General features: G+C 66.5%; 27 protein-coding genes, 1 pseudogene and 1 riboswitch. Of the genes and pseudogenes, 15 read left to right on the top strand and 13 right to left on the bottom strand.

The window, feature by feature from the left end; all coding sequences use genetic code 11:
- Positions 1-28: 28 nt before the first annotated feature.
- Genes deoC through BS74_RS06825 form a run of 7 tightly spaced genes read left to right on the top strand, consistent with a single transcriptional unit; the run spans position 29 to position 5,884 of the window.
- Complete coding sequence (deoC, locus tag BS74_RS06795) at positions 29-688, top strand: deoxyribose-phosphate aldolase (protein WP_038057279.1); 660 nt, start codon at positions 29-31, stop codon at positions 686-688.
- Complete coding sequence (locus BS74_RS06800) at positions 678-1,817, top strand: phospholipase D-like domain-containing protein (RefSeq protein WP_038057281.1); 1,140 nt, start codon at positions 678-680, stop codon at positions 1,815-1,817. The genes deoC and BS74_RS06800 overlap by 11 nt, the downstream gene beginning before the upstream one ends.
- Positions 1,793-2,368 carry a Maf family protein gene (locus BS74_RS06805; protein WP_038057283.1) on the top strand — a complete coding sequence of 192 codons (576 nt, stop codon included), beginning with the start codon at positions 1,793-1,795 and terminating at the stop codon, positions 2,366-2,368. The genes BS74_RS06800 and BS74_RS06805 overlap by 25 nt, the downstream gene beginning before the upstream one ends.
- Complete coding sequence (gene mreC, locus BS74_RS06810) at positions 2,365-3,150, top strand: rod shape-determining protein MreC (protein WP_038057286.1); 786 nt, start codon at positions 2,365-2,367, stop codon at positions 3,148-3,150. The genes BS74_RS06805 and mreC overlap by 4 nt, the downstream gene beginning before the upstream one ends.
- Positions 3,147-3,605 (top strand): rod shape-determining protein MreD, encoded by a 459-nt coding sequence (mreD, locus tag BS74_RS06815; protein ID WP_038057288.1) that lies wholly within the window; start codon positions 3,147-3,149, stop codon positions 3,603-3,605. Before mreC ends, mreD begins: the two co-directional genes overlap by 4 nt.
- Entirely contained in the window at positions 3,602-5,347 is a 1,746-nt protein-coding gene (locus tag BS74_RS06820) for a penicillin-binding transpeptidase domain-containing protein (RefSeq protein WP_038057290.1), read from the top strand. Before mreD ends, BS74_RS06820 begins: the two co-directional genes overlap by 4 nt.
- Positions 5,348-5,356: 9 nt before the next feature.
- Entirely contained in the window at positions 5,357-5,884 is a 528-nt protein-coding gene (locus BS74_RS06825) for a septum site-determining protein MinC (RefSeq protein WP_038057292.1), read from the top strand.
- Here BS74_RS06825 and BS74_RS06830 read toward each other — a convergent pair.
- The 8 genes from BS74_RS06830 to argF all read right to left on the bottom strand — a co-directional run bounded on the left by BS74_RS06830 (position 5,871) and on the right by argF (position 11,052).
- Complete coding sequence (locus tag BS74_RS06830; RefSeq protein ID WP_038057294.1) at positions 5,871-6,308, bottom strand: DUF420 domain-containing protein; 438 nt, start codon at positions 6,306-6,308, stop codon at positions 5,871-5,873. The genes BS74_RS06825 and BS74_RS06830 overlap by 14 nt on opposite strands.
- Positions 6,305-6,583 carry a hypothetical protein gene (locus BS74_RS06835; RefSeq protein ID WP_038057297.1) on the bottom strand — a complete coding sequence of 93 codons (279 nt, stop codon included), beginning with the start codon at positions 6,581-6,583 and terminating at the stop codon, positions 6,305-6,307. The genes BS74_RS06830 and BS74_RS06835 overlap by 4 nt, the downstream gene beginning before the upstream one ends.
- 28 nt (positions 6,584-6,611) lie before the next feature.
- Positions 6,612-7,187: a hypothetical protein gene (locus BS74_RS06840; protein ID WP_038057300.1), complete on the bottom strand. Its 576-nt coding sequence runs from the start codon at positions 7,185-7,187 to the stop codon at positions 6,612-6,614.
- Between the two features lie 28 nt (positions 7,188-7,215).
- Positions 7,216-7,653: a hypothetical protein gene (locus tag BS74_RS06845; RefSeq protein ID WP_038057302.1), complete on the bottom strand. Its 438-nt coding sequence runs from the start codon at positions 7,651-7,653 to the stop codon at positions 7,216-7,218.
- A gap of 76 nt (positions 7,654-7,729) precedes the next feature.
- Positions 7,730-8,875, bottom strand: coding sequence for a bifunctional glutamate N-acetyltransferase/amino-acid acetyltransferase ArgJ (gene argJ, locus BS74_RS06850; RefSeq protein WP_038057305.1), 1,146 nt, complete (start codon positions 8,873-8,875; stop codon positions 7,730-7,732).
- On the bottom strand, positions 8,866-9,903 hold the full coding sequence (argC, locus tag BS74_RS06855) for an N-acetyl-gamma-glutamyl-phosphate reductase (protein WP_185747746.1): 1,038 nt from the start codon (positions 9,901-9,903) through the stop codon (positions 8,866-8,868). Before argC ends, argJ begins: the two co-directional genes overlap by 10 nt.
- Positions 9,904-9,905: 2 nt before the next feature.
- On the bottom strand, positions 9,906-10,142 hold the full coding sequence (locus BS74_RS06860; protein ID WP_038057311.1) for a hypothetical protein: 237 nt from the start codon (positions 10,140-10,142) through the stop codon (positions 9,906-9,908).
- A 4-nt stretch (positions 10,143-10,146) separates the two neighbouring features.
- Positions 10,147-11,052 (bottom strand): ornithine carbamoyltransferase, encoded by a 906-nt coding sequence (gene argF, locus BS74_RS06865; protein WP_038057313.1) that lies wholly within the window; start codon positions 11,050-11,052, stop codon positions 10,147-10,149.
- A gap of 82 nt (positions 11,053-11,134) precedes the next feature.
- Positions 11,135-11,258: riboswitch (molybdenum cofactor riboswitch) on the top strand.
- Between argF and modA the strand changes: the two genes are divergently transcribed.
- From modA to BS74_RS06880, 3 genes are all read left to right on the top strand, one after another.
- Positions 11,249-12,139 (top strand): molybdate ABC transporter substrate-binding protein, encoded by an 891-nt coding sequence (gene modA / locus BS74_RS06870; RefSeq protein WP_038057315.1) that lies wholly within the window; start codon positions 11,249-11,251, stop codon positions 12,137-12,139. It overlaps the preceding riboswitch by 10 nt.
- Positions 12,139-12,810 carry a molybdate ABC transporter permease subunit gene (modB, locus tag BS74_RS06875; protein WP_038057316.1) on the top strand — a complete coding sequence of 224 codons (672 nt, stop codon included), beginning with the start codon at positions 12,139-12,141 and terminating at the stop codon, positions 12,808-12,810. Before modA ends, modB begins: the two co-directional genes overlap by 1 nt.
- Positions 12,792-13,793: an ABC transporter ATP-binding protein gene (locus tag BS74_RS06880; protein WP_038057317.1), complete on the top strand. Its 1,002-nt coding sequence runs from the start codon at positions 12,792-12,794 to the stop codon at positions 13,791-13,793. Before modB ends, BS74_RS06880 begins: the two co-directional genes overlap by 19 nt.
- A gap of 480 nt (positions 13,794-14,273) precedes the next feature.
- Here the strand turns inward: BS74_RS06880 and BS74_RS06890 are convergent, their stop codons facing one another.
- Positions 14,274-14,618 carry a hypothetical protein gene (locus tag BS74_RS06890; protein WP_038057320.1) on the bottom strand — a complete coding sequence of 115 codons (345 nt, stop codon included), beginning with the start codon at positions 14,616-14,618 and terminating at the stop codon, positions 14,274-14,276.
- Between the two features lie 41 nt (positions 14,619-14,659).
- Between BS74_RS06890 and hisS the strand changes: the two genes are divergently transcribed.
- Genes hisS through asnS form a run of 5 tightly spaced genes read left to right on the top strand, consistent with a single transcriptional unit; the run spans position 14,660 to position 20,716 of the window.
- The gene (gene hisS / locus BS74_RS06895; protein WP_038057322.1) at positions 14,660-15,916 is read left to right on the top strand and encodes a histidine--tRNA ligase; all 1,257 of its coding nucleotides are present in this window, start codon (positions 14,660-14,662) and stop codon (positions 15,914-15,916) included.
- A gap of 24 nt (positions 15,917-15,940) precedes the next feature.
- Positions 15,941-17,686, top strand: coding sequence for an aspartate--tRNA ligase (gene aspS, locus BS74_RS06900; protein WP_038057324.1), 1,746 nt, complete (start codon positions 15,941-15,943; stop codon positions 17,684-17,686).
- Entirely contained in the window at positions 17,679-18,572 is an 894-nt protein-coding gene (locus BS74_RS06905) for a PhzF family phenazine biosynthesis protein (RefSeq protein WP_038057326.1), read from the top strand. Before aspS ends, BS74_RS06905 begins: the two co-directional genes overlap by 8 nt.
- Complete coding sequence (locus tag BS74_RS06910; RefSeq protein ID WP_038057328.1) at positions 18,572-19,387, top strand: HAD family hydrolase; 816 nt, start codon at positions 18,572-18,574, stop codon at positions 19,385-19,387. The genes BS74_RS06905 and BS74_RS06910 overlap by 1 nt, the downstream gene beginning before the upstream one ends.
- Positions 19,388-19,399: 12 nt before the next feature.
- The gene (asnS, locus tag BS74_RS06915; RefSeq protein ID WP_038057330.1) at positions 19,400-20,716 is read left to right on the top strand and encodes an asparagine--tRNA ligase; all 1,317 of its coding nucleotides are present in this window, start codon (positions 19,400-19,402) and stop codon (positions 20,714-20,716) included.
- 156 nt (positions 20,717-20,872) lie between these two features.
- On the opposite strand, the gene pdxT is transcribed toward asnS, so the two are convergent.
- The 4 genes and pseudogenes from pdxT to BS74_RS06935 form a co-directional block, all read right to left on the bottom strand.
- Positions 20,873-21,451, bottom strand: coding sequence for a pyridoxal 5'-phosphate synthase glutaminase subunit PdxT (gene pdxT / locus BS74_RS06920; RefSeq protein WP_038057332.1), 579 nt, complete (start codon positions 21,449-21,451; stop codon positions 20,873-20,875).
- A gap of 7 nt (positions 21,452-21,458) precedes the next feature.
- On the bottom strand, positions 21,459-22,697 hold the full coding sequence (nhaA, locus tag BS74_RS06925) for a Na+/H+ antiporter NhaA (RefSeq protein WP_038057334.1): 1,239 nt from the start codon (positions 22,695-22,697) through the stop codon (positions 21,459-21,461).
- 22 nt (positions 22,698-22,719) lie between these two features.
- Positions 22,720-23,672 (bottom strand): annotated as a pseudogene (locus BS74_RS13230) (transposase family protein).
- 48 nt (positions 23,673-23,720) lie between these two features.
- Entirely contained in the window at positions 23,721-25,775 is a 2,055-nt protein-coding gene (locus BS74_RS06935; RefSeq protein ID WP_038057336.1) for a heavy metal translocating P-type ATPase, read from the bottom strand.
- Positions 25,776-25,779: the final 4 nt, after the last annotated feature.

A 25,779-nucleotide genomic window follows, 5' to 3' on the forward strand; every position in this document is an offset into this window, starting at 1 on the left:
TCACATCCCTTGCGTATGATGGCAGGGTATGGAGCTGGCCGCCCACATTGACCACACCCTTTTAAAACCCACCGCCACCCCCGAGGAGATCCTCAAGGTGGCGGAGGAAGCCCTGGAATACGGGTTTTTCGGCCTCTGCATCCCCCCCTCCTACCTTCCCCTGGTGCGGGAGCGTTACCCCCATGCCCCCTTCCGCCTGGTCACCGTGGTGGGCTTCCCCTTAGGCTACCAGGCCAAGGAGGCCAAGGCCCTCGAGGCGGCCCTGGCCTTCGCCCAAGGCGCCCACGAGGTGGACATGGTGATCCACCTGGGCCGGGCCCTGGCGGGGGATTATGCCTACCTCGAGGAGGAGGTCCGGGCCGTGCGCCAGGCGGTCCCCAAGGCGGTGCTCAAGGTGATCCTGGAGACCGGCCACTTCACCCCCGAGGCCCTGGAACGCCTGGCCGAGGCCGCCATCCGGGGCGGGGCCGACTTCCTGAAGACCTCCACCGGCTTTGGCCCCCGGGGAGCCAGCCCGGAGGATGTGGCGCTCCTGGTCCGGGTGGCCCAAGGCCGGGCCCAGGTGAAGGCGGCTGGGGGGATCCGCGACCGAAGCCTGGCCTTGAAGCTTCTAGAGGCGGGGGCCACCCGGCTGGGCACCTCCAGCGGCGTGGCCCTCCTGAAGGGGGAGACGGGGCATGGGTACTAGGAGAAGGCGGAAAAAAACCCTTCTGGCTGGCCTCCCCAGCTACGTGATCCTGCTGGTTTTGCTCCTCCTTTGGCTCTTCCAAGAACTCCGCCCAGGCCCCACACCCCCCGCCGAACCCGGCGCCCTAGAGACCTACTTCATGCCCCAGGATGGGCAAAGGGCCAAAGCCCGCCTCGTGGCCCTCATAGAGGGGGCCCAGGAAAGCCTGGAGGGCGCCTTTTACGAGTTCCGGGACCTGGAGATCGCCCGGGCGCTCCTAAGGGCGAGGGAGCGGGGGGTGCGGGTGAGGATCTATGGGGAAAGCGATTTCCGCAACGATTTCCGCCGCTACCTGGTGGGGGCCGCCTTGGGCCAACAGGGGGAGGTCCCCAAGGTGCCCCAAGCCGCCCTAAGAGAGCGGGTGCGTCCCCTTTCCTTGGATTGCGAAGAGATCGTGGGCCTTCCCGTCTGCTTTGACGAGCGGGAAGGCTTCATGCACCACAAGTTCTTGGTGGTGGACGGCAAGGCGGTCTGGACGGGAAGCACCAACATGACCTGGAACGCCTTTGCCCGGAATAATGAAAACAGCCTCCTGCTCCCTTCTTCCATCCTGGCCCAGGGTTATGCCCGGGAGTTCCAAGCCCTTTTCTCGGGCACCAAGGAGGGTTTAGGGGAACCGGTTACCTTCAGCTTAGAAGGGGACATGCCGGCGGAGGGCACCGCCTACTTCAGCCCCAAAGGGGGGGCCCTGGGCCGGGAAGCCCTTCTGGAAAGGCTTCGGGCCTCCCAGCAGGAGATCCTGGTGGCGGCCTTTGTCCTCGCGGACCGAGAGGTGGTGAAGGCCTTGGCCCAGGCCCAAGGGAGGGGGGTAAGGGTGCAGGTTCTCCTGGAAACCCGCAACCTCGAGGATAGCCGGGAGGAGGAGCTCCTGCGGGCCGGGGTGGCGGTGCGCAAGGACGGCAACCCCTACACCCTGCACCACAAGGTGATGGTGCTGGACGGCACCTGGGTGGTCACGGGAAGCTACAACTTCTCCGCCAGGGCCTGGCAGGTGAACAACGAGAACCTCCTCCTCCTGAAAAGCGCCCCCCTGGCCGAGGCCTACCGGCAGGAGTTTTTGCGGCTATGGCAGGAAGGAACGCCCCTTTAGTGCTCACCCTGGCCTCGGGAAGCCCAAGGCGCCGGGCCCTCCTCGAGGCCCTGGGCTTTCCCTTAAGGGTGGTGCCTCCCGGGGTGGAGGAGGAAGGGGAAGGCCTCCTTTTAGACCCCAAGGAGCTGGCCCTCGCCCTGGCCCGGCGCAAGGGGGAAGGGGTGCCCGGGGAGTGGGTGTTGGCGGCGGATACCGTGGTGGACCTGGACGGCCGGGTGCTGGGCAAACCCAAGGACCGGGCGGAAAACCACCACTTCCTCCGCCTCCTTTCCGGCAGAACCCACCGGGTCCACACCGCCATCTACCTCCGCACCCCAGGGGATCTGGTGGCGGAGGTGCACACCGCCCAGGTCCGCTTCCGCAGGCTCTCCGAGGAGGAGATCGCCTGGTACGTGCAAAGCGGGGAGGGCCTGGACAAGGCGGGGGGCTACGGGGCTCAGGGCCTGGGTATGGCCCTTTTGGAGGGGGTCGTGGGGGATTTCTACACGGTGGTGGGCCTGCCCGTGGCCCGGGTTTTTGCCCTCCTTTGGGAAAGGGGGTTTAGGCCATGAGGGAGGTGGCCCTGCGCCGGGGGCTTTTCCTCCTGCTGTTGGCCGTGGGCCTGGCCCTGGCGGCCTTAACCCGCCCCCTCGCCCCCGCCTCGCCCTCACCCTTTCCCCCTCACCGCCCCCTTCCGGCCCTGGGCCACCGCCTGGGGCAGAACCTGCGGGCGGCCCTGACCGCCCTCCTTAACCGCCAAGACCTCTATGGGGAAAACCGAACCCTAAAGGCACGGCTGTCCCAGCTGGAAAGCGAGAACCGAAGGCTTCGCCTCGAGGTGGAGCGCCTCTCCCGGGCCCTCCAGGTCCAGGCCACCCAGGCCCCCGGGGTGGTGGCGGTGGCCCCGGTGGTGGGGGAGGACCTTTCCGGGCTGTACCGCCGCCTCATCCTGGGCCTAGGGGAGCGGGATGGCCTCCGGGTGGGCATGCCGGTGACCGCCCCGGAGGGGCTGGTGGGGCTCATCGTGGAGGTGGAGGAACGCCGGGCCTTGGTACGCACCCTCCTGGATCCGGAAAGCCAGGTGGGCGTGCGGCCGGAAAAGGCCCCAGGGCGGGGGGTGGCCCGGGGCGTTCCCCCGGACCGCCTGGTGGCGGAGTTCCCCCCCACGGTCCGGGTGGCTCCGGGGGACCTGCTCCTCACCGGAGCCCCTTTAGGGCTTTTCCCCGACGGGATTCCCGTGGGCCGGGTGGAGCGCGTGGAGCGCGTCCAAGGGGGATTAAAGCTGCGGGCCTGGGTCAGGCCTTTGGTGGAGCTTTCCCTCCTGGAAGAGGTCATCGTGCTGAGGCCGTTATGATGGGCATTTCGCTCCTAATCACCCTCCTCCTCTCCGGCCTCCTGGGGGCCCTCTGGCCTCAGGGGCTGATGGCCCCGGACCTCTTCTTGGTGCTGGCCCTCCTCTACGCCCGCGGCCTTCCCTACTACCTGGGCCTTCCTTCGGCCTTTTTCCTAGGGCTTGTGCAAGACCTTCTGGGCTATGGGCTTTTGGGTCTCCATGCAGTGGGGCTTTTGAGCGCCAGCTACGCCTTTTACGCGGCGAGCCGCCGCCTGGCTCCGGGGGAGGTCCCCGGGGTCCTCTTCTCCTTCCTCTGGGCCTTTTCCGCCAAGTGGGCGGGCTACTTCCTGGTGGCCTACTGGTTGCGCCTGGAGCTTCCCGCCTTCCTGCCCCTGGACCTCATCCTGGAGGGCCTCTTCACCCTTCCCTTGGTCCTCCTGGCCTGGCGCTTCGGGCCACCTTCCCCACGGCCATGACCAGCCGGATCTACGCCCTCATGCTCTTCTTCCTCCTGGCCTTCGGCCTCCTGGCCTTGAGGGCCTGGCAGCTCCAGGTCCTGGAGCACGAGAAGTACGCCCTGCGGAGCCAAGGCAACTACCTGAAGACCGAGGGGATACCCGCCCCCCGGGGCCGCATCCTGGACCGCAAGGGGCGGGTGATCGCCCAGGACCGCCTGGTGGTGGACCTGGTTTACCTGGGGGGGGAGGTGGCTTTTGCGGAGAGGCTTCTGCCCCTTTTGGGCCTGCGGGAGCTCCCTAAGGCACAAGGCGCCACGGTCCTGAAAGCAGGGGTGCCCGAACACCTTCTTCCCACCCTGGCGGAGATCACCGCCGGACAGAAAAACCTCAAGCTGGTGGAGCGCATCGAGCGCGCCTACCCCAACCCCATCTCGGGCCCGGTCCTGGGGTATGTGCTTCAGGCCAACGCCGAGCAGGTGAAGCGGGGGTACAGCCCTGAGGAGCAGGTGGGCCAAGCGGGCCTCGAGGCGGCCCTGGAGCCCTACCTCAGGGGCAAGCGCGGCCTTAAGGCGGTGGAGGTCAACGTCCGGGGGGAACGCCTGAGGGAGACCATCCTGGAGGAACCCACCCCCGGAGAGGACGTGGTCCTCACCCTGGACCTGGACCTGCAGCGCGCGGCGGAAAGGGCCCTGGAGGAGGCCCTGGCCGATATCAATGCGGGCCGCAAGCTCCGCGGGCTTCCCCCCGCCACCCGGGTCAAGGGAGCCATCGTGGCCGTGAATCCCAAAACGGGGGAGGTCCTCGCCATGGCCAGCGCCCCCTCCTTTGACCCGAGCCTGTTTGCCAAACGGCCCGTGCCCCAAGAGGTCCAAGCCCTCCTCCAAGACCGGGACCTCCCCCTCCTGAACCGGGCGGTGCAACCCTATACCCCGGGCTCCACCTTCAAGCTGGCCACCAGCTACGCCCTTTTGGAAGAGGGCTACGTGAACCCCTCCACCACCTTCCGGTGCACCCCCTACCTCGTCTTTGGCGGCCAAGTGCGCCGCAACTGGGCAGGGCGGGACATGGGCCCCATGACGGTCAAGGAGGCCATCGCCTGGAGCTGCAACACCTGGTACTACCAGGCGGTGGCCCAGGACCCCCTGGGGGTGGTGGACCGCCTGGCGGCGAGGGCCCGCCTTCTGGGCCTAGGGGAGGCCACCGGCCTGGAAATCGCTGAACGCACGGGGCTTCTTCCCACCCGCGCTTGGAAGCGGGAGGCTTTAAAGGAGCCCTGGTACCCAGGGGAAACCCTTTCCCTGGCCATCGGGCAAGGGCCCCTCCTCGCCACCCCGGCCCAGGTGGCCCGCATGCTGGCCACCATAGCCAACGCCGGGCAGAAGCCCACCCTCCACCTGGTGAAACGCATCGGCCAAAGGGAGGTTAGACCCCAGCTCACACCGGTTCCCGGGCGTTTCTGGGCGGTGTTGCAGGAAGGTCTGCGCAAGACCGTGAAGGAGGGGACGGCCCGCCATGTGCTGGGGGACTTCCCCGTGCCCACGGGGGGCAAGACGGGAACCGCGGAAACCCCGGGGAAGCGGGCGGGCCTCGAGCACGCCTGGTACATGGGCTACGGCCCCGCTGAGCCCGGTTTTTCCTACCCTCCTTTGGTGGTGGTGGCCTTCTTTGAAAACGGGGGCGAGGGAAGCCGCGTGGCCCTCCCTGCGGTGCGCAAGGTGATGGCCGCCTACTGGCAGGTGGAGGAGGCCCAGGCCAGGTAAAATGGCCCCATGCGGCTTCGCGCCACCCCTAAAGCCCTAGCCCTGCGCCTGGACGGCGGGGAAACCCCGGAAGAACTCCGAAACCTGAGGTTGCCGGAGGGCCTTCCCCTCGAGGTGGAGGTGGCCGGGCCCGTGTCCGGTAGCCTTCTTCAGGCCCTCCTGGAGCTGGGCCGGCCCCTCACCCTGGTGCCCCCCAGGAAGCCCTCACCGGCCGGTACCCTGGTCCTAAGCAAAACCCTCCGCTCCGGCGAACGGGTGCAGCACCCGGGCACGGTGGTGGTCCTGGGGGACGTGAACCCGGGAGCCGAGGTGGTGGCGGGGGGGGACGTGATCGTGGTGGGCAAACTGCGGGGCCTGGCCCACGCGGGGGCGGGAGGCGACGAGGAGCGCTTCATCTTTGCCCTGGAGCTGGCTGCCAAGCAGGTGCGCATCGGCCCCCATCTGGCCCAGGCGCCGGAGGGCCTGGAGGCGCGGGGCCCCGAGATCGCCCGCGTCCAGGAGGGAACCATCGTGGTGGAGCCCGCTAGAAGGCGATAGTTCCCGTTTCCACCCCGTACCGCTTCAGCACGAGATAAATCACCCAACCCGATGCGGCCACATAGAGCCAGATGGGCACCAGCACCTTGGCCCAGCGCTTGTGGAGCACAAACTCCCCCCTGAAGGCCCGCCAGATCACGTAAAGGGCCAGCGGCCCGTTGACCGCCGCCAGCAGGGTATGGGTAAAGAGGAGGAGGTAGTAAGCCCCCCGCCAGGCCTCAGGCCCCCCGTAGGCGGTGGTGCCGTGAAGGGCCCACTTGGCCAGGTAAAAGACCAGGAAAAGAAGGGCCAGGGAGGTGGCCGTGAGCATGGCCCGGTGATGCCAGACCCTATTCCCCCTTCGGATCAGGGCCACCCCCACCACAAGCGCCAGCCCCGAGAGCACGATGCTCCACACCGCCAGCAAACCCAAAAGCTCCTTCACGTCCTCTCCTCCCCTAGCCGCTCGCCCAGAAGCCGCACGGGCTCCAGCCTTGCGGTGCGGGCGTAGCTGTAACCTTTCAAATAGTCTTCTTCCTGACCTAGAAGCTGGTAGAGCCTAAAGTAGGCCACGGCCAAAAGCCCATCCCGTTCCCGCCCAGGGGGGAGCCGGTGGAGAAGCCTGGCGATCTCGCGGAACCTGGGTACCTGGCCGGCCTCCAGAGGCGTCTCCCGCAGGGCCCGGGCCAGGTCCGTCAAGGTGCCGTGATCCCGCCTCATAACCCCAAGGAGTGTACCACGCCCGCCCCTAGGGAATGCGCCGGCTGGCACGGTTCCCGGCGGCATCCACCGCAAGCAGCACGGCCCCAGCGGGCACCTCCGCGGAAAAGGCCACCGTGGCCTCCTTGGGAAGGGAAAGGGGATCAAAACGGCCGCCCGTCTGTACCACCACCCAATCCACCAGGACGTTATCCTCCACCCGCCCGTAGACCCGGTACAGGTTACCCTCCCGCTCCAGCCGCTCCACCACGATGCGGGGTGGGGAGGCGTCCAGCACCAGGGAAACCCGCCGCTCCCCCCGTTCGCCCCGGGCATCCTCCGCCTCCAGGAGGAGTTCCACCCGTCCCGAGGTGGGGGCCTGCAGGCGGAAACGGAACCGGACCAGCCTCTTGCCCTCCTCCCCGGGAGGAAGCACCTCCTGCCCTCCCACCCTCACGCTCACCACCCCAGAGGGGTCAAAGGCGTAGCCCTCCGCGCTCAGCGTACGCCCCGGGGCCACCGCCCCGCCCAGGGGCTCCACCAGGCCGATCTCCGGGGGTGCGGTATCGGGCCGGGCACAGGAGACAAGGACAAAGGCAAGAGGATAGAGGAGATGCGCACGCATCTCCTCTATCCTAAAGGGCAAATACGCTTCACCGCAGAATCACACCCACGCGTCCAGCAAAATACGGCCCAAACAGTGGGGCGGGAAAAAGCACATGGGCACCAAGCTGACCCTCAAAGTAGGGATTTATAGCCGGATCGGGCAGTTGGATCTCCACCCCCACAAGCCCATGGGGATAGATCCCAAATACCGAGCCACCTAAGGCCACGCTTGCCCCCAGGCCAAGCCCGTAGTACCAGCTCATTCCCAGGCCCGAGTAGCCGGGTAAAGAAGCCTTGGCCAGGATCAAAGCGCCATCCCCCGCTACACCAAAGAAGCCAAAGCCAGCCCCGAGGCGGAGATTAGCGCTTTGATACTGGAAGCCAAGATACGTAGGGTACCCGGAGTAGAAGCCAACCCCTTGGGTCTGAGCAAAGCCAACAGACAATGCGAGCATTACTAATGCACTCCAAAAAAGCTTCCTCATTGCTAACACCTCCTTCCTTCTTAAGGTTAGCAGACCGCCAATAGGTGTCAAGTAGTGTATAAACCGCCAATAGGTGTCAAGTAGTGTATAAAGCGTTGATTCGCACATACCCCTCCGTCAAGTCGCACCCCCAGGCCACACCCATCCCCTGGCCCTCCTGAAGGTCCACCAGGACCTCCACCTCCTCGGCCCGCATGGCCTCGCTCGCCGCCTGGCGGTCAAAGGAGAGGACGCCCCCGGCATAAAGGGGAATCCCCTGCACCTGGATCCGCACCCTCGAGGGGTCAAACCGGGCCCCGGAGTTGCCCAAGGCCGCCAGGATACGGCCCCAGTTGGGGTCGTTTCCGTAAAGGGCCGCCTTCCAAAGGGCGCTACCCGCCACCGCCCTGGCCGCCCGCCGGGCCTCCTCCTCGGTGGCCGCCCCCACCACCCGCACGGTCATCAGCTTGGTGGCCCCTTCCCCATCCCGGGCGATCTTCCTGGCCAGCTCCTGGGCCACCCCCTCCAGGGCAGGAAAAAACGCCTCCAGGGGCACTTCGCCATAGGCCCCATTGGCCATCACCAAGGCCAAGTCGTTGGTGGAGGTGTCCCCATCCACGGTGACCTGGTTAAAGGTGCGTGCCACAATGCCCCGCCAGGCTTCCCGCAAAGCCCCTTGGGGAAGGGAGGCGTCGGTCACCAAAAAGGCCAGCATGGTGGCCATGTTGGGGTGGATCATGCCGCTTCCCTTGGCGATGCCCACGATCCTCGCCCCTTCCACCTCGGCCTCCGCCACCTTGGGCACCAGGTCCGTGGTAAGGATAGCCTCGGCAAAGGCGTCGGCGTAGGGGGTGAGTTCTATCTGGGGCAAACCCGCCTCCACCTTTTCCACGGGAAGGGGAACCCCGATGACCCCGGTGGAGGCCGTCAAGACCTCCTCCACGGAGACCCCTAGGCGCAGGGCCGCGGCCTCGGCCATGCGCCGATCGTCCACAAAACCCCGCTCCCCGGTGGCGCAGTTGGCGTTCCCCGCGTTCACCACCACCGCCCTCAAGGCCCTGCCGGAGGCGTAGAGGCTCCGCCCCCGGTGGACCGAGGGGGCGGCGGCCCGGTTTTGGGTGGCGGCGTAGGCCCAGGCGGCGGGCAGGCCCGAGACCAGAAGGGCCAGGTCCGGTTTGCCGGAAGGCTTGATGCCCGCGCGGGTTGCCCCGGCGCGGAACCCTCTGGGAAGTTTCACGGCCATATCCCCTCCCTCGGAAGGGCAAGGCTTTCGGGAAAGCCCATCATCAGGTTAAAGTTCTGCACCGCCTGGCCGGCCATACCCTTGACCAGGTTGTCCAGGGCGGCGAACACCAGGATGCGGCCCGTGCGCGCCTCGAGGAGGGGCCGCAGGTCCACCCGGTTGGAACCCAGGGTGCCCTTGGTCTCGGGGAGGCGGTCCAGGACCCGCACGAAGGGCTCCTCAGCGTAAAAGCCCCGGTAGAGCTCCTCCAGGCGCTTCTGATCCCACGCCCCCGCCACCTCGGCCTCCGCGGTGACCAAGATGCCCCGGGTCATGGGCACCAGGTGGGGAACGAAGGAAAGGCGGACCTCGCCCAGGGGCCCATGGGTGCGCACCGGGCGGCCCTGGGCCAGGAGGCGGCCCAGGTTTCTTTCCATCTCGGGGATGTGGCGGTGGGTGCCCCCCACCTTGTAGGGCTTGAGGTTCTCGTTCACCTCGGCAAAAAAGGTGCCCTCCCCTTCCCTGCCCGCCCCCGAGACCCCGCTTAGACCCACCACGAAGGCCCCCCGCAAGACGCCCTCCGCCGCCAAGGGGGCCAGGGCCAGGGTGGCCGCGGTCACGTAGCAGCCGGGGTTGGCCACCAGCCTGGCCCCCCTTACCTCCTCCCGATGGAGCTCGGGAAGGCCATAGACCGCCTCCCCAAAAAGCCCCGGACTCTGGTGGGGGATGCCGTACCAGGCCTCGTAGACCTCAGGGGGAAGCCGGAAGTCCCCGGAAAGGTCAATGACCCGCTTGCCCGCCTCCAAGGCCCGGGGGGCGATCCCCATGGCCAGCCCATTGGGAAGGGCCAGGAAGAGCACCTCGGCCTCCTCCAGCACCTCCTCCTGGGAAGCAAAGGCCCGCTCGTCCCAAAGCTGGGGCCAGGCGGAGGCGAGGGGCTTCCCCTCGTGCTTGCGGCTAGAAAAGCCCACCAGCTCCACCTGGGGATGGGCCTTGAGAAGGCGAATCAGTTCCCCACCCCCATACCCCGAGGCCCCGAGGATCCCCACCCTTACCACGGTACCTCCAAAATGAGGTCAGGGAAGACCAACGGGGCCAGGTTTTCCCCAGGGGAAAGCCAGAGCTGTTCCCGGTAGTGGTCGCCAGCAGGGCCCCGATCCACTACATCCGCATGACGGGATCCTATGGGTGCCCTCTGGTAGATCTCCCCCCTCAAAAGCTCCACACCCCGCTCGGGCAGGGGGAGCCGTAGAAACTCCTCGAGGGAGAAGCGGTAAGGCCGGACCATACCCCTAGCTTAGCAGGCGCAGGAGGACGGCCTTGGCGGTGTGGAGGCGGTTTTCCGCCTGGTCAAAGACCCGGCTCCGGGGCCCGTGCACCGCCTCCTCCGTGGTCTCCTCCCCGTAGTGGGCGGGAAGGCAGTGCAGGAAGACCCCCTCGGGGTGGAGGAGGGCGAGGAGCTCCCCATTGACCTGGAAGCCCCGGAAGTCCTGAAGGCGCTTTTCCCGCTCCGCCTCCTGGCCCATGCTGGTCCAGACATCGGTGTAGAGGGCGTGGGCCCCGAAAGCCGCCTCCTTGGGATCGTAGGTGAAGAAGGCGCCCGCCTTGCGCAAAAGCCCGGGGTCCGGCTCGTAGCCCTTGGGGGTGGCCACCCGCACCCTGAGGCCCACCAGGGAGGCCACCTCCAAAAGGGAGTTCAGCACGTTGTTCCCGTCGCCTACCCAGGCCACCTCGAGGCCCTCCCACCCCCCGAAGGCCTCCTTCAGGGTGAGGAGGTCCGCCAGGGCCTGCAGGGGGTGGGCCCGGTCGGAAAGGGCGTTGATCACCGGAATCCGGGCGTGGCGGGCGAGTTCCTCCACGGTTTCATGACGGTACACGCGGGCGGCGATCCCCTCCACAAAGCGCTCCAGGTTCTTGGCGATATCCCTGACGGGCTCCCGCTCGCCGATGCCCACCTGCTTTTGGTCCAGGTAAAGGGCATGCCCTCCCAGGTGAAGCATGGCCACCTCGAGGGTGGTGCGGGTACGCAAGGAGGGCTTCTCAAAGAGAAGGGCCAGGACCTTGCCCTTAAGATCCTCGCCCCGGTAACGCTCCCTTTTCAGCCTTTCCGCCAAGGCCAGGAGGCCCTCCACCTCCTGGCGACCGTGGGCCGAGAAGTCCAAAAGGTCCTTGGGCCGAGTAAGGGCGTCTCCCGCCATGAGGCTTTTAGGATACCGCACCCTTGCAAACTTATGCAACCCCCCGTGGCCTTCGTTGACAGGGGATCAGCCCGCGGGTTAGCATCCCCGTAGCCTCCGAGCCCGGATAGACCCTCAGGGCCTTCCGGGCCGGGCTTTGGGCCCCGGGGTGGTGGGGGCAACCCCGCCGCCTGCCGTGGTGGCAAAGGAGGTTCAGTTGAGCAAACAAAGGGTGGTGCTGCTGGCCCTGCTCCTTCTCGCCCCGGTGTGGGCGCAAAAGACGGTGCAGGTGGTGGCGGCCTCGGATCTGCAGTACGCCCTGAAGGAACTGGCCCAAGCCTTTGAGGCCAAGAACCCGGGGATCCGGGTTTCCCTGAGCTTTGGCTCCTCGGGCAAGTTCTACGCCCAGCTCACCCAGGGCCTCGAGGCGGACCTCTTCTTCTCCGCGGAAAAGATTTACCCCCGGCTTCTGGAGGAAAAGGGCCTGGCCGAACCCCACACCCGAAGGCCCTACGCCCTAGGGCGCCTGGTGATCTGGTTGGACCGTAGGCTAGGCCTACAACCTGACCCCAAGGCCCTCAAGGACCCCAGGATCACCCGGCTCGCCATCGCCAACCCCGTGCACGCCCCTTACGGCCGGGCTGCCGTCACCCTCCTGGAACATCTCGGCCTGCTTAGGCGCCGCCCCGACGTTTCCATCCCTGGTCTAAAGGAACCTTTTGCCAGCCTTTCCTGGGAAGAAATCCCTTGGGAGGGGCTTACCCGCGGGGTAGAGACCTACTGGGACGCCACACCCCTCCGCCAAGGCAAGGCCCACTTTGAGTTCGTGTACGGGGAAAACATCTCCCAAACAGCCCAGCTAGCCCTCACCGCCACCCAGGCCGGCATCCTGGCCCTTTCCCTGGCCATTCACGAGAGCCTGTCCCGCCCAGGGGTCTACTGGGTAGCCCCCCTGGAGAGCCACCTCACCCTGGAGCAGGACTACGTGATCCTGAAAGGGAGGAAGCGGCCTGAGGTGATGGCCTTCTATAACTTTGTGGGAAGCCCCGAGGGGCGGGCCATCTTGAGGCGTTACGGGTTTTTGTTGCCCGGAGAGAAGCTGGAGTGATGGACCCCCTCTTCTGGACCGCCCTCGGCCTTTCCCTCGAGGTGGCCTTCTTGGCCTCCCTGATCCTTCTCCTCCTGGGCATCCCCCTGGCCTGGCTGATGGCCTTCCACCGTTTTCCGGGAAAGGCCCTGCTGGAAGCCGTCTTCCTCCTTCCCTTGGTCCTGCCCCCCACGGTGCTGGGCTTTTACCTCCTTTTGTTCCTGGGGCCTGGGGGCCTATGGACCAAGCTCACGGGGCTTTCCTGGGCCTTCCGGTTGGAAGGCCTGGTGCTGGCCAGCGTCCTCTTCAGCCTGCCCTTCGCCCTCACCGCCTACCGGGAGGCCTTCTTATCCCTGGACCGAAGCCTCCTGGAGGTGGCCCGGACCCTGGGGGTGCGCAGGGGCAAGATCTGGGCGCGGGTGGTCCTGCCCCTGGTCTGGCCGGGCCTCCTTTCCGGAACCCTCCTGGCCTTCGCCCACACCCTGGGGGAGTTCGGGGTGGTCCTCATGGTGGGCGGCTCCATCCCCGGCAAGACCCAGATGGTGAGCATCTACATCTACGACCTGGTGCAAGCCCTGCGCTTTGGGGAGGCCTCCAAGGCGGCCTTGGTGCTTCTTTTCCTCAGCCTGGCCATTCTGGCGGCGGCAAGAACCCTAGAGGCCAAGGGACGGGCATGGAGGTCCATTACCTGATCAAAAAGCCCATTCCCCTCGAGGCCCGCTTTCGCTTGCGCGGCTTCACCGTCCTTTTGGGGGAAAGCGGGGTGGGCAAAACCACCCTGCTCAGGGCTTTGGCCGGCCTGGTAAAGGCCGAAGGCCGACCGTATGGCGGGCTTCCCCCGGAACGGAGGCCCGTGGGCTACCTGCCCCAGGACCTGGCCCTCTTCCCCCACATGACCGCCTGGGAGAACGTGGCCTTTCCCCTGGTGGGAAGAAACCGCAGGGAAAGAGCCTTGGCCCTCCTGGAACGGGTGGGGCTTTTGGAGCACGCCCACAAGCGCCCAAACCAGCTCTCCGGCGGCCAGAGGCAGCGGGTGGCCCTCGCCCGGGCCCTGGCCAGAAACCCCGAGCTCCTCCTCCTGGACGAACCCACCAGCGCCTTGGATCCCCTCACCAAGGACCAGGTGCTGGGGGAGCTGGTGGACCTCATCCGCCGGGAGGGCATCCCCACCCTGGCGGTGAGCCACGACCCCACCCTGGCCCGGATGGCGGACTGGCTTGTGGTGATGGGCTCGGGGAGGATCCTGCAGGAGGGCCCGCCCGAGGAGGTGTACTCCGCGCCCAAGGAGCTCCTGGTGGCCAGGCTCCTGGGCTACGAGAACCTCTTTCCCGCCCGCATTGCCCCCATGGGGGTGGAGGTCCAGGGGGTCCACCTCCGCCTTCCCTTACCCCCCTGGGCCCGGCCCGGGGAGACAGCCTGGGTGGGCATCCGGGCGGAGGAGGTGATCGTGGTGCGCCCGGACCGGCCCCCACCCCCGGAAAACGTCCTAGAGGGCGTACTGGCGAACCTTCACCCGGAAGGCCTCGCCTACCGGGGCTTGTTCCAAGGCCCCCTCCGCCTCCAGGTGCTGCTTCCCAGGCACGTCCAGGCCCGGCTGAACCTCTACCCCGGGCAGAGGCTCCAGGTGGTCCTTAAGCCCCATTACCTGCACCTGATGCCGGGCGAGGCGGACTAGGTCCTCCTCCCCCAGGCCAAACTTGTTCATCACCCCCCTAAGGAAGAAACGGGCCCGGTCCCGGGGACACCCCAAGGCCAGGGCCAGGGCCCCCGCCCTTAGGGGAAACCCTCGCCCCACCGCCAGCAACACCGCCCTCTCCCCCGGGAGGAGGCCCAAGCCCACCCGGCCCGTAAGGGGCAGGCCCGGTCCCCGGCCCAGGCTTAGGGCCAAGGTCTTGGGGTCGTCCCGCCGCGTGAGGAAGACCATGCCCCTGGGGTCATAGGCCCTAAGCCCCCAGGGGGTGGTCCAGAGGAGCACCTCACCCATTTCCAACCGGTCCAGCCCCGCCAAGGCCAGACCTTGGCCCTCGTTCCAGCCCACCTTCCAACCCGCCCGGCGGAGCGCCCCGTACACCAGGGCATAAAGCTGTAAGCTTTTCGTGTAAACCACCGCTTCCAAGATCCCACCCTCCTTCAGCCCAAGGATCCTTCGCCAACCTCAAGCGAAAATCCCCAGGGCGAAAGGAGGGGAGCGGGGGGAAAAGAGCCTTCCATGGGGTTCCGGGTGTCCAGGCAAAGGGATGACCCTAGCCCGCACCCCCCGCACCAGGGTGGGGGAGGCCACCTGGCCCACAGGGGGCAGGCCCGGGGAGACCTGCAACCCGCAGAAGGGGGAATGGTCCACCTCCTTCTCCTCCCCAGGCGCCTGGCAGAGATCCGCCCGGAGACCGGGGTTTTGTACCTGCATGAGGTACATCTGCAGGGCCACCCCGGTGGAGGCGGCCAAGGTGAGAAGGAGGTAGAGGAGTACCAGGAGCCCCCGTGTGGAACCCCGGAAGGGCATGGCCGCAGTATAGCCCTCCCCCTCGGGTAAAGTGTAGGGGTATGGCCGTGCGCGGCACCAAGGACCTCTTCGGCAAAGAGCTACGGCTCCACCAGCACATCGTGGCCACCGCCCGCCGGGTCTTGGAGGCGGCGGGGGCCTTGGAGCTCATCACCCCGGTGTTTGAGGAAACCCAGGTCTTTGAGAAGGGGGTGGGGGTGGCCACCGACATCGTCCGCAAAGAGATGTTCACCTTCCAGGACCGGGGCGGGCGCTCCCTCACCCTCCGCCCTGAGGGCACCGCCGCCATGGTGCGGGCTTACCTGGAGCACGGGATGAAGATCTGGCCCCAACCCGTGAGGCTTTGGATGGCGGGGCCCATGTTCCGAGCGGAAAGGCCCCAAAAGGGGCGCTACCGCCAGTTCCACCAGGTGAACTACGAGGCCCTGGGCTCGGAAAGCCCCCTTCTGGACGCGGAAGCCATCGTGCTCCTTTACGAGAGCCTTAAGGAACTCGGCCTGAGGCGCCTTACCCTAAAGCTCTCCTCCGTGGGGGACCCCGCGGACCGGTCCCGGTACAACGCCTACCTCCGGGAGGTCCTCTCCCCTCACCGGGAGGCGCTCTCCCCGGACTCCCAAGAACGCCTCGAGCTCAACCCCATGCGCATCCTGGACTCCAAAAGCGAGCAGGACCAGGCCCTCCTCAAGGAGCTCGGCATCCGGCCCATGCTGGACTTCCTGGGGGAGGAAGCCCGGGCCCACCTCAAGGCGGTGGAGCGCCACCTGGAACGGCTTTCCGTGCCCTATGAGCTGGACCCGGCCCTGGTGCGGGGCCTGGACTACTACGTGCGCACGGCCTTTGAGGTGCACCACCAGGAGATCGGGGCGCAAAGCGCCTTGGGGGGCGGAGGGCGGTACGACGGGCTTTCCGAGCTCCTGGGAGGCCCCAGGGTCCCGGGGGTGGGGTTCGCCTTTGGGGTGGAGCGGGTGGCCCTGGCCCTGGAGGCGGAGGGGTTCGGCCTTCCCGAGGATCGGGGGCCCGAGGTCTACCTGGTCCCCCTCACGGAGGAGGCGGTGGCCGAGGCCTTCTATCTGGCCGAGGCCCTGAGGCCCCGCATCCGGGCGGAGTACGCCCTGAGCCCCAAGAAACCGGGCAAGGGGGTGGAGGAAGCCCTGAAGCGGAATGCCGCCTTCGTGGCCTTCCTGGGGGAGGATGAGTTGAAGACCGGGGAGGTCACCCTGAAGCGCCTGGCCACCGGGGAACAGGTGCGCCTTCCCCAAAGGGAGGCCCTGGGCTTCCTCCTTTCCGTCTTGGCGTGAGCATCCGGTAAGATTTGGGGGATTATGCGCCGCACCCACTTCGCCGGAAGCCTAAGGGAAGCCCACGTGGGGCAGGAGGTGGTCCTCGAGGGGTGGGTGAACCGCCGCCGGGACCTGGGGGGGCTCATCTTCCTGGACCTGCGCGACCGCGAGGGTTTGGTCCAGCTGGTGGCCCACCCGGAAAGCCCCGCATACCAGGAAGCGGAACGCGTCCGCTCGGAGTGGGTGGTCCGGGTAAGGGGCACCGTGCGCCTGCGCCCCGAGCCCAACCCCCGCTTGGCCACCGGGAAGGTGGAGGTGGAGCTCCACTCCTTGGAGGTTCTTGCCGAGGCCAAAACCCCTCCCTTTCCCATAGATGCCGGCTGGCGCGGGGAGGAGGACAAGGAGGTCTCGGAGGAACTCCGGCTCAGGTACCGCTATCTGGACCTCCGCAGGAAGGGGATGCAGGAGAACCTGCGCCTCCGCCACCGGGTCATCAAGGCCATCTGGGACTTCCTGGACCGGGAGGGCTTCATCCAGGTGGAAACCCCCTTCCTCACCAAGAGCACCCCGGAAGGGGCCCGGGATTTCCTGGTGCCTTACCGTCAGCAACCCGGCCTTTTCTACGCCCTCCCCCAGTCCCCGCAGCTCTTCAAGCAGATGCTGATGGTGGCCGGGTTTGACCGCTACTTCCAGATCGCCCGTTGCTTCCGGGACGAGGACCTCCGGGCCGACCGCCAACCCGATTTCACCCAGATGGACCTGGAGATGAGCTTCGTGGAGGTGGAGGACATCCTAAACCTTAACGAAAGGCTCATGGCCCACGTGTTCCGGGAGGCCCTGGGGGTGGAGCTTCCCCTCCCCTTCCCCCGCCTCACCTACCAGGAGGCCCTGGAGCGCTTTGGCTCGGATAAGCCCGACACCCGCTTCGGCCTGGAACTCAAGGAGGTGGGGCACCTCTTCCGGGAAAGCGCCTTCCAGGTGTTCCGGGAAGCAGAAAGGGTGAAGGCCCTGGCGGTGCCCAAGGCCCTTTCCCGCAAAGAGATCGCCGAGTTGGAGGCCTTGGCCAAACGCCACGGGGCCCAGGGGCTGGCCTTTGCCCGGGTGGAGGAGGGAGGGGTGGCGGGGGGGATCGCAAAGTTTTTGGAACCCGTACAGCACCACCTCCTAGCGGCCATGCAAGCCGGCCCAGGAGACACCCTCCTCTTCGTGGCGGGGCCCGCCAAGGTGGCGGCCAACGCCATGGGGCAGGTGCGGCTTAAGCTGGCGGAGCTCCTGGACCTCCCCCGGGAGGGCTTCCGCTTCCTTTGGGTGGTGGACTTCCCCCTCCTGGAGTGGGACGAGGAGAGGGGCCAGTACACCTACATGCACCATCCCTTCACCAGCCCCCATCCCGAGGACCTACCCCTCCTGGACACCGATCCGGGAAGGGTGCGGGCCTTGGCCTACGACCTGGTGCTGAATGGGACCGAGGTGGGGGGTGGGTCCATCCGCATCCACGACCCGGCCCTTCAGGCCAAGATGTTCCAGCTGTTGGGCATCGGGGAAGAGGAGCAACGGGAAAAGTTTGGTTTCTTCCTCGAGGCCCTCACCTACGGGGCCCCACCCCACGGGGGCATCGCCTGGGGGCTGGACCGCCTCCTGGCCCTCATGACGAATAGCCCTTCCATCCGCGAGGTCATCGCCTTCCCCAAGAACAAGGAAGGCAAGGACCCCCTCACCGGGGCCCCAAGCCCGGTTTCCGAGGAGCAGCTTCGGGAGCTGGGCCTCATGGTGATCGCCCATGGCTAGGATCCCCTACGTGATCGTGGACGCCTTCGCCCCCACCCCGGGGGCGGGGAACCGGGTGGCCATCGTGCTGGATGCCCGGGGCATGACCCCACCTGAGATGCAGGAGGTGGCCCGGAGACTTTCCGAGCCCGAGACCACCTTCGTCACCGAGCGGCAAGGCCAAGTGTTCGCGGTGCGCTTCTTCACCCCCTCGGGGGAGGTGGAGTTCTCCGGCCATGCGGCGGTGGCCCTGGGCCTGGTCCTGGTACGCCTGGGCCTGGCCCCCGAGGGCACCAAGCGGCTTTTCCTGCACACCCCCACGGAGGCCCTGCCGGTGGAAATCCTCTACGAAGCGGGGGAGCCCAAGAAGGCCTTGGTGAGGGGTCCTGCGCCCAGGTTCCGGGACCTCCCTCCCTTCCAGGTCCTCAAGGAGGTCCTCGAGGCCCTGGGCTCCGACGAGCGCTACCTGCACCGCGGCCTACCCTACGGCATCGCCTACACGGGGCTTTGGAGCCTCTTCGTCCCCCTCATCGCCCCGGGGGTGGTGGACGCCTTAGAGCCCGAGATGAAGACCCTGGCGGAACTCTCCCGCCAGCTGGAGGTGGCCACGGTGCACGCCTACGCCCCCATGGGCCCGAGGAGCTTCTACGCCCGGGACTTCGCCCCTCTTCTCGGCATCCCCGAAGACCCGGTCACGGGTTCGGCCAACGCCGCCCTGGGGGCCCTCCTGGCCCGGGCTGGGGTGGTGCCCCGGCGGGAGGGCCGGGTGGCGCTTACCATCTACCAGGGCCACCGCCTGGGCAACCCCGGGGTGGTGGAGGTGGTGGTGGAGTACAGCCCCACGGGCCAGCCCTACGGGGTGCAGATCGGGGGGGAGGCGGTCCAGGTCTTCGCCGGGGAACTTTGATGGTGCGGCTGGTCTTTGTAGATGTGGACGGCACCCTGGTGGGCAAGGACGGGGTGCCGGAGTGCGTTTGGCCAGCGGTGGAGGCCTTGAGGGTTCAAGGGATCCACCTAAGCCTCATCACCGGCCGGCCGGGCCGGGGGCACGCCCTGGCCTATGCCCGCCGCCTGGACCCCACGGGTCTCCACGTGTTTGAGTCTGGGGCGGTGGTCCTGGCCTTTTCCCGGGATCCCCACTCCCCGCCTGCCCAACCCCTCCTGGTGGAGGCCCTGCCCCAGGAGGCCGCCCGGGAGGCCATCCGCCTGGCCCGCAGGCTTGGGCTTCCCCTGGAGGGCTACACCGCTGAGGGCGGCTTTTTCGTGGAGGGGGATAGCCCCCTCCTGAAGGCCCACCAGGAACTCCTGGGCGTGGCGGCGGAGGAAGGGGACCTTTTGAAGCTTCCTGCCCCCCTGGTTCGCCTTCAGGTGCTGGCCGAGGCCCAAGCCCCCCTGGGGGCCCTCATGGACCGCCTGCCCCAGGAACTCCAAGCCCACGTGGCGGAAAGCCCCAGGATGCCCGGGGTGCGGTTCGTCTCCCTCACCAAGAGGGGGGTGAGCAAGCTCACCGCCGCCCGCTTTGTGGCGGAAAACCACGGCCTAACCCTGGCCCAGTGCGCCATGGTGGGGGACGGGGAGAACGACCTGGAACTCCTCCGGGCGGTGGGGATGGGCATCGCCATGGGAAACGCCCCGGAAAGCGTGCGTAAGGCCGCCAAGCGGGTGGTGGCCCCGGTGGAGGCCTGCGGCCTCGCGGAGGCCCTTTTGGGCCTTCTGGGGTAGACTTTCGGAGGTATGCGGGTCTTCATTGAAGAACTCCCCCGGCACGAGGGCCAGGAGGTGGAGATAAGGGGCTGGCTCTACCAGAGGCGCTCCAAGGGGAGGATCCACTTCCTCATCCTCCGGGACGGCACCGGCTTCCTCCAGGCCACCCTGGTTAAAGGGGAGGTGCCCGAGGAGGTCTTTGAGCAGGCGGACCACCTCCCCCAGGAAACGGCCCTAAAGGCCTTCGGCCTGGTGCGGCGGGACGAGCGGGCCCCTGGGGGGTATGAGCTCGCGGTGCGGAACCTGGAGGTGGTGAGCCTTCCCCAAGGGGAGTACCCCATCGGCCCCAAGGAGCACGGCATCGACTTCCTCATGGACCACCGCCACCTGTGGCTGCGCCACCGCCGCCCCTTCGCGGTGATGCGCATCCGGGACGAGCTGGAAAGGGCCATCCACGATTTCTTCGCCGAAAGGGGTTTCCTCCGCTTTGACGCCCCCATCCTCACCCCAAGCGCCGTGGAGGGCACCACCGACCTCTTTGAGGTGGACCTCTTTGACGGGGAGAAGGCCTACCTCTCCCAGTCGGGCCAGCTCTACGCCGAGGCCGGAGCCTTGGCCTACGGCAAGGTCTACACCTTCGGCCCCACCTTCCGGGCGGAAAGGAGCAAGACAAGGCGCCACCTCCTGGAGTTCTGGATGGTGGAACCCGAGGTGGCCTTCATGACCCACGAGGAGAACATGGCCCTGCAGGAGGCCTTGGTGAGCTACCTGGTGGGGCGCGTCCTGGAGCGAAGGGCAAAGGAGCTGGAGATGCTGGGGCGGGATCCAAGGGCCCTCGAGCCCGCCGCGGAAGGCCGCTACCCCCGCCTGACCTATAAGGAGGCGGTGGCCCTGGTGAACCGCCTGGCGGAAAAAGACCCCGAGGTGCCCCCCCTGCCCTACGGGGAGGACTTCGGCGCCCCCCACGAGGCCGCCCTCAGCCGCCAGTTTGACCGCCCGGTCTTCGTGGAGCGCTATCCGGCCAGGATCAAGGCCTTCTACATGGAACCCGACCCGGAAGATCCCGAGCTCGTCCTCAACGACGACCTCCTGGCCCCCGAGGGCTACGGGGAGATCATCGGGGGAAGCCAGAGGATCCACGACCTGGAGCTCTTGAGGAGCAAGATCCGGGAGTTCGGCCTGCCCGAGGAGGTCTACGGGTGGTACCTGGACCTCCGGCGCTTTGGCAGCGTCCCCCACTCGGGGTTCGGCCTGGGCCTCGAGCGCACCGTGGCCTGGATCTGCGGCCTAAGCCACGTACGGGAAGCCATCCCCTTCCCCCGAATGTACACCCGCATGCGCCCCTAGGTTCGGCATAGCGGAACACACCCCCTGGCTCTTGACAGCCACGGGGGTTTTGTGTTCTCCAGCGCTACCCTTCCTGTTGCTGCAACTTGCAGGGCTTATCCTGGCGATGCTCTTCCCTGGGCTCGCCACCTGGCTACCCAGCCTGGTTTACGGGCACTAGGCCCCGGCCAGTTCCAAGAAGTAGCGGTGAACCCTTAGGTCCTGGGTAAGCTCGGGGTGGAAGCTGCTGGCGAGAACCTTCCCCTGCCGCACCAAGACGGGGAAGCCGGAAAGCTCGGCCAGCACCTCTACCCCCTCCCCCAGGCGGCGAAAGAGGGGGGCGCGGATGAAGACCCCGTGGAAGGGCTCGGAAAAGCCCCGGATGAAGAGGTCCTCTTCAAAGCTCTCCACCTGGCGGCCAAAAGCGTTCCGCTCCACCGCCACGTCCAAGACACCCAGGCGGGGTTGCTCGGGGTAGCCTAGGATCTCCCGGGCAAGCCATATGGCCCCGGCGCAGGTGCCAAAAACCGCCAGGCTCCCCTCCGCCACCCGTTGCCGCACGGCCTCCTCGAGGCCATACTCCCGGGCCAGCTTGCCGATGGTGGTGGACTCCCCGCCAGGCACGATGAGGGCCTTGAGCCCCTCCAGGTGCTCCTTCTTCCGCACCTCCTTTGCCTCTATCCCCAGGCGCTTAAGCGCCTCCTTGTGCTCGCGGAAATCCCCTTGCAGGGCTAGGACGCCGACCACGCCCCTCATCCTGGACCTAGGCTTCGGACCTGTCAAGGGAAGCTCGCACCAAAAGAACACCCACTAACCCGGCCACTAGAGAAGCGGAGAGTACCCCCACCTTGGCTTGGTCCAGCATCCCCCCTTCAAAGGCCAAGCCAGCAATGAAAAGGGCCATGGTAAAGCCAATGCCTGCCAAAAAGCCCACACCCACAATGGACTTTAGGTTCACCCCTTCGGGCAAGGCGCCCAAACCCAACCGCAACGCTAGCCAGGAAGCAAAGAAGATTCCCAAAGGTTTCCCCAAGAGAAGACCCAAGCTTATCCCCCAGGCCACGGAACCAAACCCCAGCCCCTGCAAGGCAACCCCAGCATTAAAAAATGCAAAAACCGGCAACACCCCAAAGGCTACCCAAGGGTGAAGGGTGTGTTCCAGACGGTGCAAGGGGCTTTGCGCTTCCTCCACCTGCTCCTCGAGGCCTTCCAACTCCCCCTCCAGCTCCTCGGGGTCCTGGGCAGAGGTAGCCCCCTGGAAAGCCCTAGCCCGCCGCAGAGGGACAGCCAAAGCCAAAAGCACCCCGGCCAAGGTAGCATGAAGACCTGACTGGAGGACAAAATACCACAGAAGTAACCCCAGAAGCATGTAGGGCCAAAGATGCCACACCCCTAGGCGATTGAGCAGAAGAGCAAAACCCAGGATCAGGACCGCCAGGATCAAGGGAAGGGATTCTAAGCCCCCGGTGTAGAAGAGGGCAATCACCAAAACCGCCCCCAGGTCATCTACTATGGCTAAGGCAGTGAGAAAGAGCTTAAGTCCCAGAGGCACCCGAGGTACCAGAGCCAAAACCCCCAAGGCAAAGGCGATGTCCGTGGCCATGGGTACTCCCCAGCCACGAGCCTCGGGCAGACTGGGATTGATTGCCAGGTACAAAAAGGCCGGCAGGATCATCCCCCCTACCGCCCCTGCCAAGGCTAGCCCAGCCCTCCTGGGATTCTTAAGCTCGCCAGAAACAAGTTCACGCTTAAGCTCCAGTCCCACCAGTAGGAAGAAAAACGCCATGAGGAGGTCGTTGACCCAAAGAAGCAGCGGCTTTTCCAATGAAAACTCGCCAAAACGAACACCCACCAGAACTTCTCGTAGCCCAAAATAGACCGTGGCCGCCGGAGTGTTGGCCAGTATAAATGCCAGAAGAGCCGCCAAGAAGAGGACCAGCCCTCCTTTGGCCTCACTTTCAAGAAACTGCTCTAGTAGCCTGGGATACCTGCGCCTGGGCATGGGTCAACTATAACCCAAGTTGCTACCCAAGCATTTGTTGAGCCAAGAGATTTAGGTTGTGGGCCAAGATGAAGGAGAGCACCTTGATCACAAAACCCTCCTGGGTCACCGCATGGATGCGCCGCGGGAAGAGGGCATGGAGCATACTGCCCACCGTCTCCACCACCCCCTAGGTGTTTCCCTCACGGGAAAGCAGCCGCCCCACAATGGCCAGGTACTGCAACCAAGGCACATACCGCCGGCTGTTCCTTCTACGGATGACCATGGGCACAATCCCCCCCGCCTCCCGGAGGAGGTCTCCAAGGTAGCCCTTCGGGCTGACCATAGAAGTGGCTTTCGTACCCCCGGTCCAGGTAGAGCTCCGCCCCCTCGGGAAGGTCCAGGGGAAGAAGGAGCAAAGAGCTCAGATCATGTAGGCTTCCCGGGGTCAGGCTCACTACAAGGTAGCCCTTCGGGCTGACCATGGATAAACTTCCCGTCGTCCACCAGGAGGTGGAGCTTGGGGCCGTGGAAGTAGACCCGTTTGCTGGGGATGAAGCCGCGGTAGGCCTTGTCTGGGGTCAGCCCTGCAGGGGCTATCTTGCAAAGGCGGGAGCGGGGGGCGCGGATATTCTCGCAGGCGGGGAGGGGGAAGGTGTCCAAGGCGTAGGCCTGGGCCTGGTGGAGGTTTTTCCAGGCCTGGGCTAGGAGGTGGGTCAGCCCCGAAGGGGCTATCTTGCGAAGGGGGAGGAAGAAGGGGTATAGGGCGTGGAGTCTGCGGTTGAAGCGACTTGGGGAGGGGACGTAGGTAAAGAGGCGCAGGTCTTTGGCGAGGGCCAGGGCCTTGTTGTGCTTGCCGCCCAGTTCCATGGCGGCCAGGATGGCGAGGGTCAGGATGGCGGAGGCTGGGGTCTTGGCTTGGGGGTCGTCCTTGTAGCCCAGGGCCTGGAGGGCATCGTCTATAATGCAAAAGGCCGCTATGATGCGCGACAGCATAGCGGCCACTATTTTTTCAGGCCTCGGGATAGGTAGCAACTTGGGTAACTATACTCTGCTCCTCAGGAGGCGCAAGCTGTTCGCCGTCACCAGCACCAAAGCCCCGCTGTCGGCCAAGACGGCGGGCCAAAGCCCCGTAAGCCCCAGGAGGGTGCTCAGGAGGAAAACCCCCTTAAGGCCCACCGCCAGGGCGATGTTTTGCCGCACCACGGCCATGGTCATGCGGCTTAAGCGGAAGGCCCGGGGCAAGGCGGCAAGGCTCAGAAGCCCCACGTCTGCACTCTGCAGGGCCGCTTCCGTGCCCTCGGCCACGGCAAGCCCTACCGTGGCCCTGGCCAGGGCTGGGGCGTCGTTCACCCCATCCCCCACCATGGCCACGCCACCCCTACCTGCCAACTCCTCCACCAGGCGGAGCTTGTCCACGGGAGAAAGGCCAGCCCGGATTTCCTCAGGAAAAAGCCCTATGGCCGTGCCCAAAGCCAAAGCAGAGGTCTCCCGGTCGCCGGTAAGCAGGAGGGGCTTAAGGCCCAGTCGGCGCAGTTCGGCCAAGACTTCCCGGGCCTCGAGGCGGGGGGTATCCTGGAAGGCCAAGAGGGCCAAGGGAACCCCCTCCCTAACCAAGAGGGAAAGGCTGAAGCCTTCCTCCGCCAAGGCCTTCACCTGGGCCTCTACTTCCGGGGGCAGGTCCCAGGCCTCGGGCCGCACCAAACCCACCTCCTTCCCCTCCACCCGAGCGAAGGCCCCGAGGCCCGGCACCGCCCGATGCTCCTCCGAGGGCAAGGCCTTGGGGCCCGAAGCCTCCCGCACCGCCCGGGCTAAGGGGTGGGAGGAACCCTCCGCCACCCCCTTCGCCAGGGCCAAGGCCTCCTCCGTCGAAACCCCAAAGGTAACCACCCGCACCAGCGTGGGCTTTCCCAGGGTCAGGGTTCCCGTCTTGTCCAAAGCCACGTAGCGAACCCCAGCCAAGCGCTCCAGGGCCGCCCCGCTCTTAAAGAGCACCCCCGCCCTGGCTCCCCGGCCCACCCCTGCGGCGATGGCCGCGGGCACCGACACCACCAGGGCGCAGGGGCAGGCGATGAGGAGGAGGGCCAAGGCCTTGTAGAGGTGGCCCAGGAAATCCCCCTGAAAAAGGGGAAGCACCAGGGCCACAAAGCCCGCCAAGAGGAGGACGGCGGGGGTGTAGCGGCGGCTGAAGGCGTCCACCACCCGCTCCACCTGGCTCTTCTTAAGCAAGGCCTCCTCCGCCAGGCGTTCCATCTCCGCCAGGAAGCCCTCCTCGGGATGGCGCTCCACCTTTACCACCAAGCTCCCCTCCTGCACCAGACTGCCCCCGTAAACCCGGTCCCCTATCCCCTTGGGCCTAGGCAAGGGCTCCCCGGTGAAGGCGGCCTCCTCCACGGAAGCCTGTCCAGACACCACCACCCCGTCGGCCGGTACCCGCTCCCCCGGGGGCACCCTCACCAGGTCCCCCACCCTCAAGGCCTTAAGGGGCACCTCCTCCACCCCACCCTCCTTCAGGCGGTAGGCCCGCCTGGGAAGAAGCTCGGAAAGGGCGTAAAGGGACCTGCGGGCCTGGGCCACGCTATAAGCCTCCAGCACCTCCCCCACGAGGAAGAGGAAGACCACCAGCGCCGCCTCGGCCTCCGCCCCGATGAGCATGGCTCCCAGGGTAGCCAGCGTAACCAGGGTTTGGATGCTGAAGGGGTTTTGCCGGAACGTAGCCACCGCACGACGAGCCAGGGGGAAAACCCCTATCAAGGCCGCCAGCCGATAGCCCCAAGGGGCTAGGCCGGGGAGGAAGAGCGAAGCCAAAAAGGCCGCCAGGAGAAGCCCTCCGGAAACCAAGGCCCAGCGCCAGGGCCCAGGTAACCCCCCTTTCTCCTCCCCTTCCGGACGGAGGCGGTACCCCAGAGCAGAAAGGGCCCGGGCGGCCTCCTCCTCCGCCTGGGGGACCTCCAGTTGGAGGTAGGCCTTGCCGCTTTGGAAGCTCACCTCCGCCTTGACCACCCCAGGGACCCGGTTCAGGGCATCTTCCACCTTCCGGGCGCAATCGGCGCAGTCCATGCCCTCCACACGAAAAACGCGCACCTTAGGAGCCTCCATGCCC

Origin of the sequence: Thermus amyloliquefaciens (assembly GCF_000744885.1) — a bacterium.
GTDB lineage: Bacteria > Deinococcota > Deinococci > Deinococcales > Thermaceae > Thermus > Thermus amyloliquefaciens.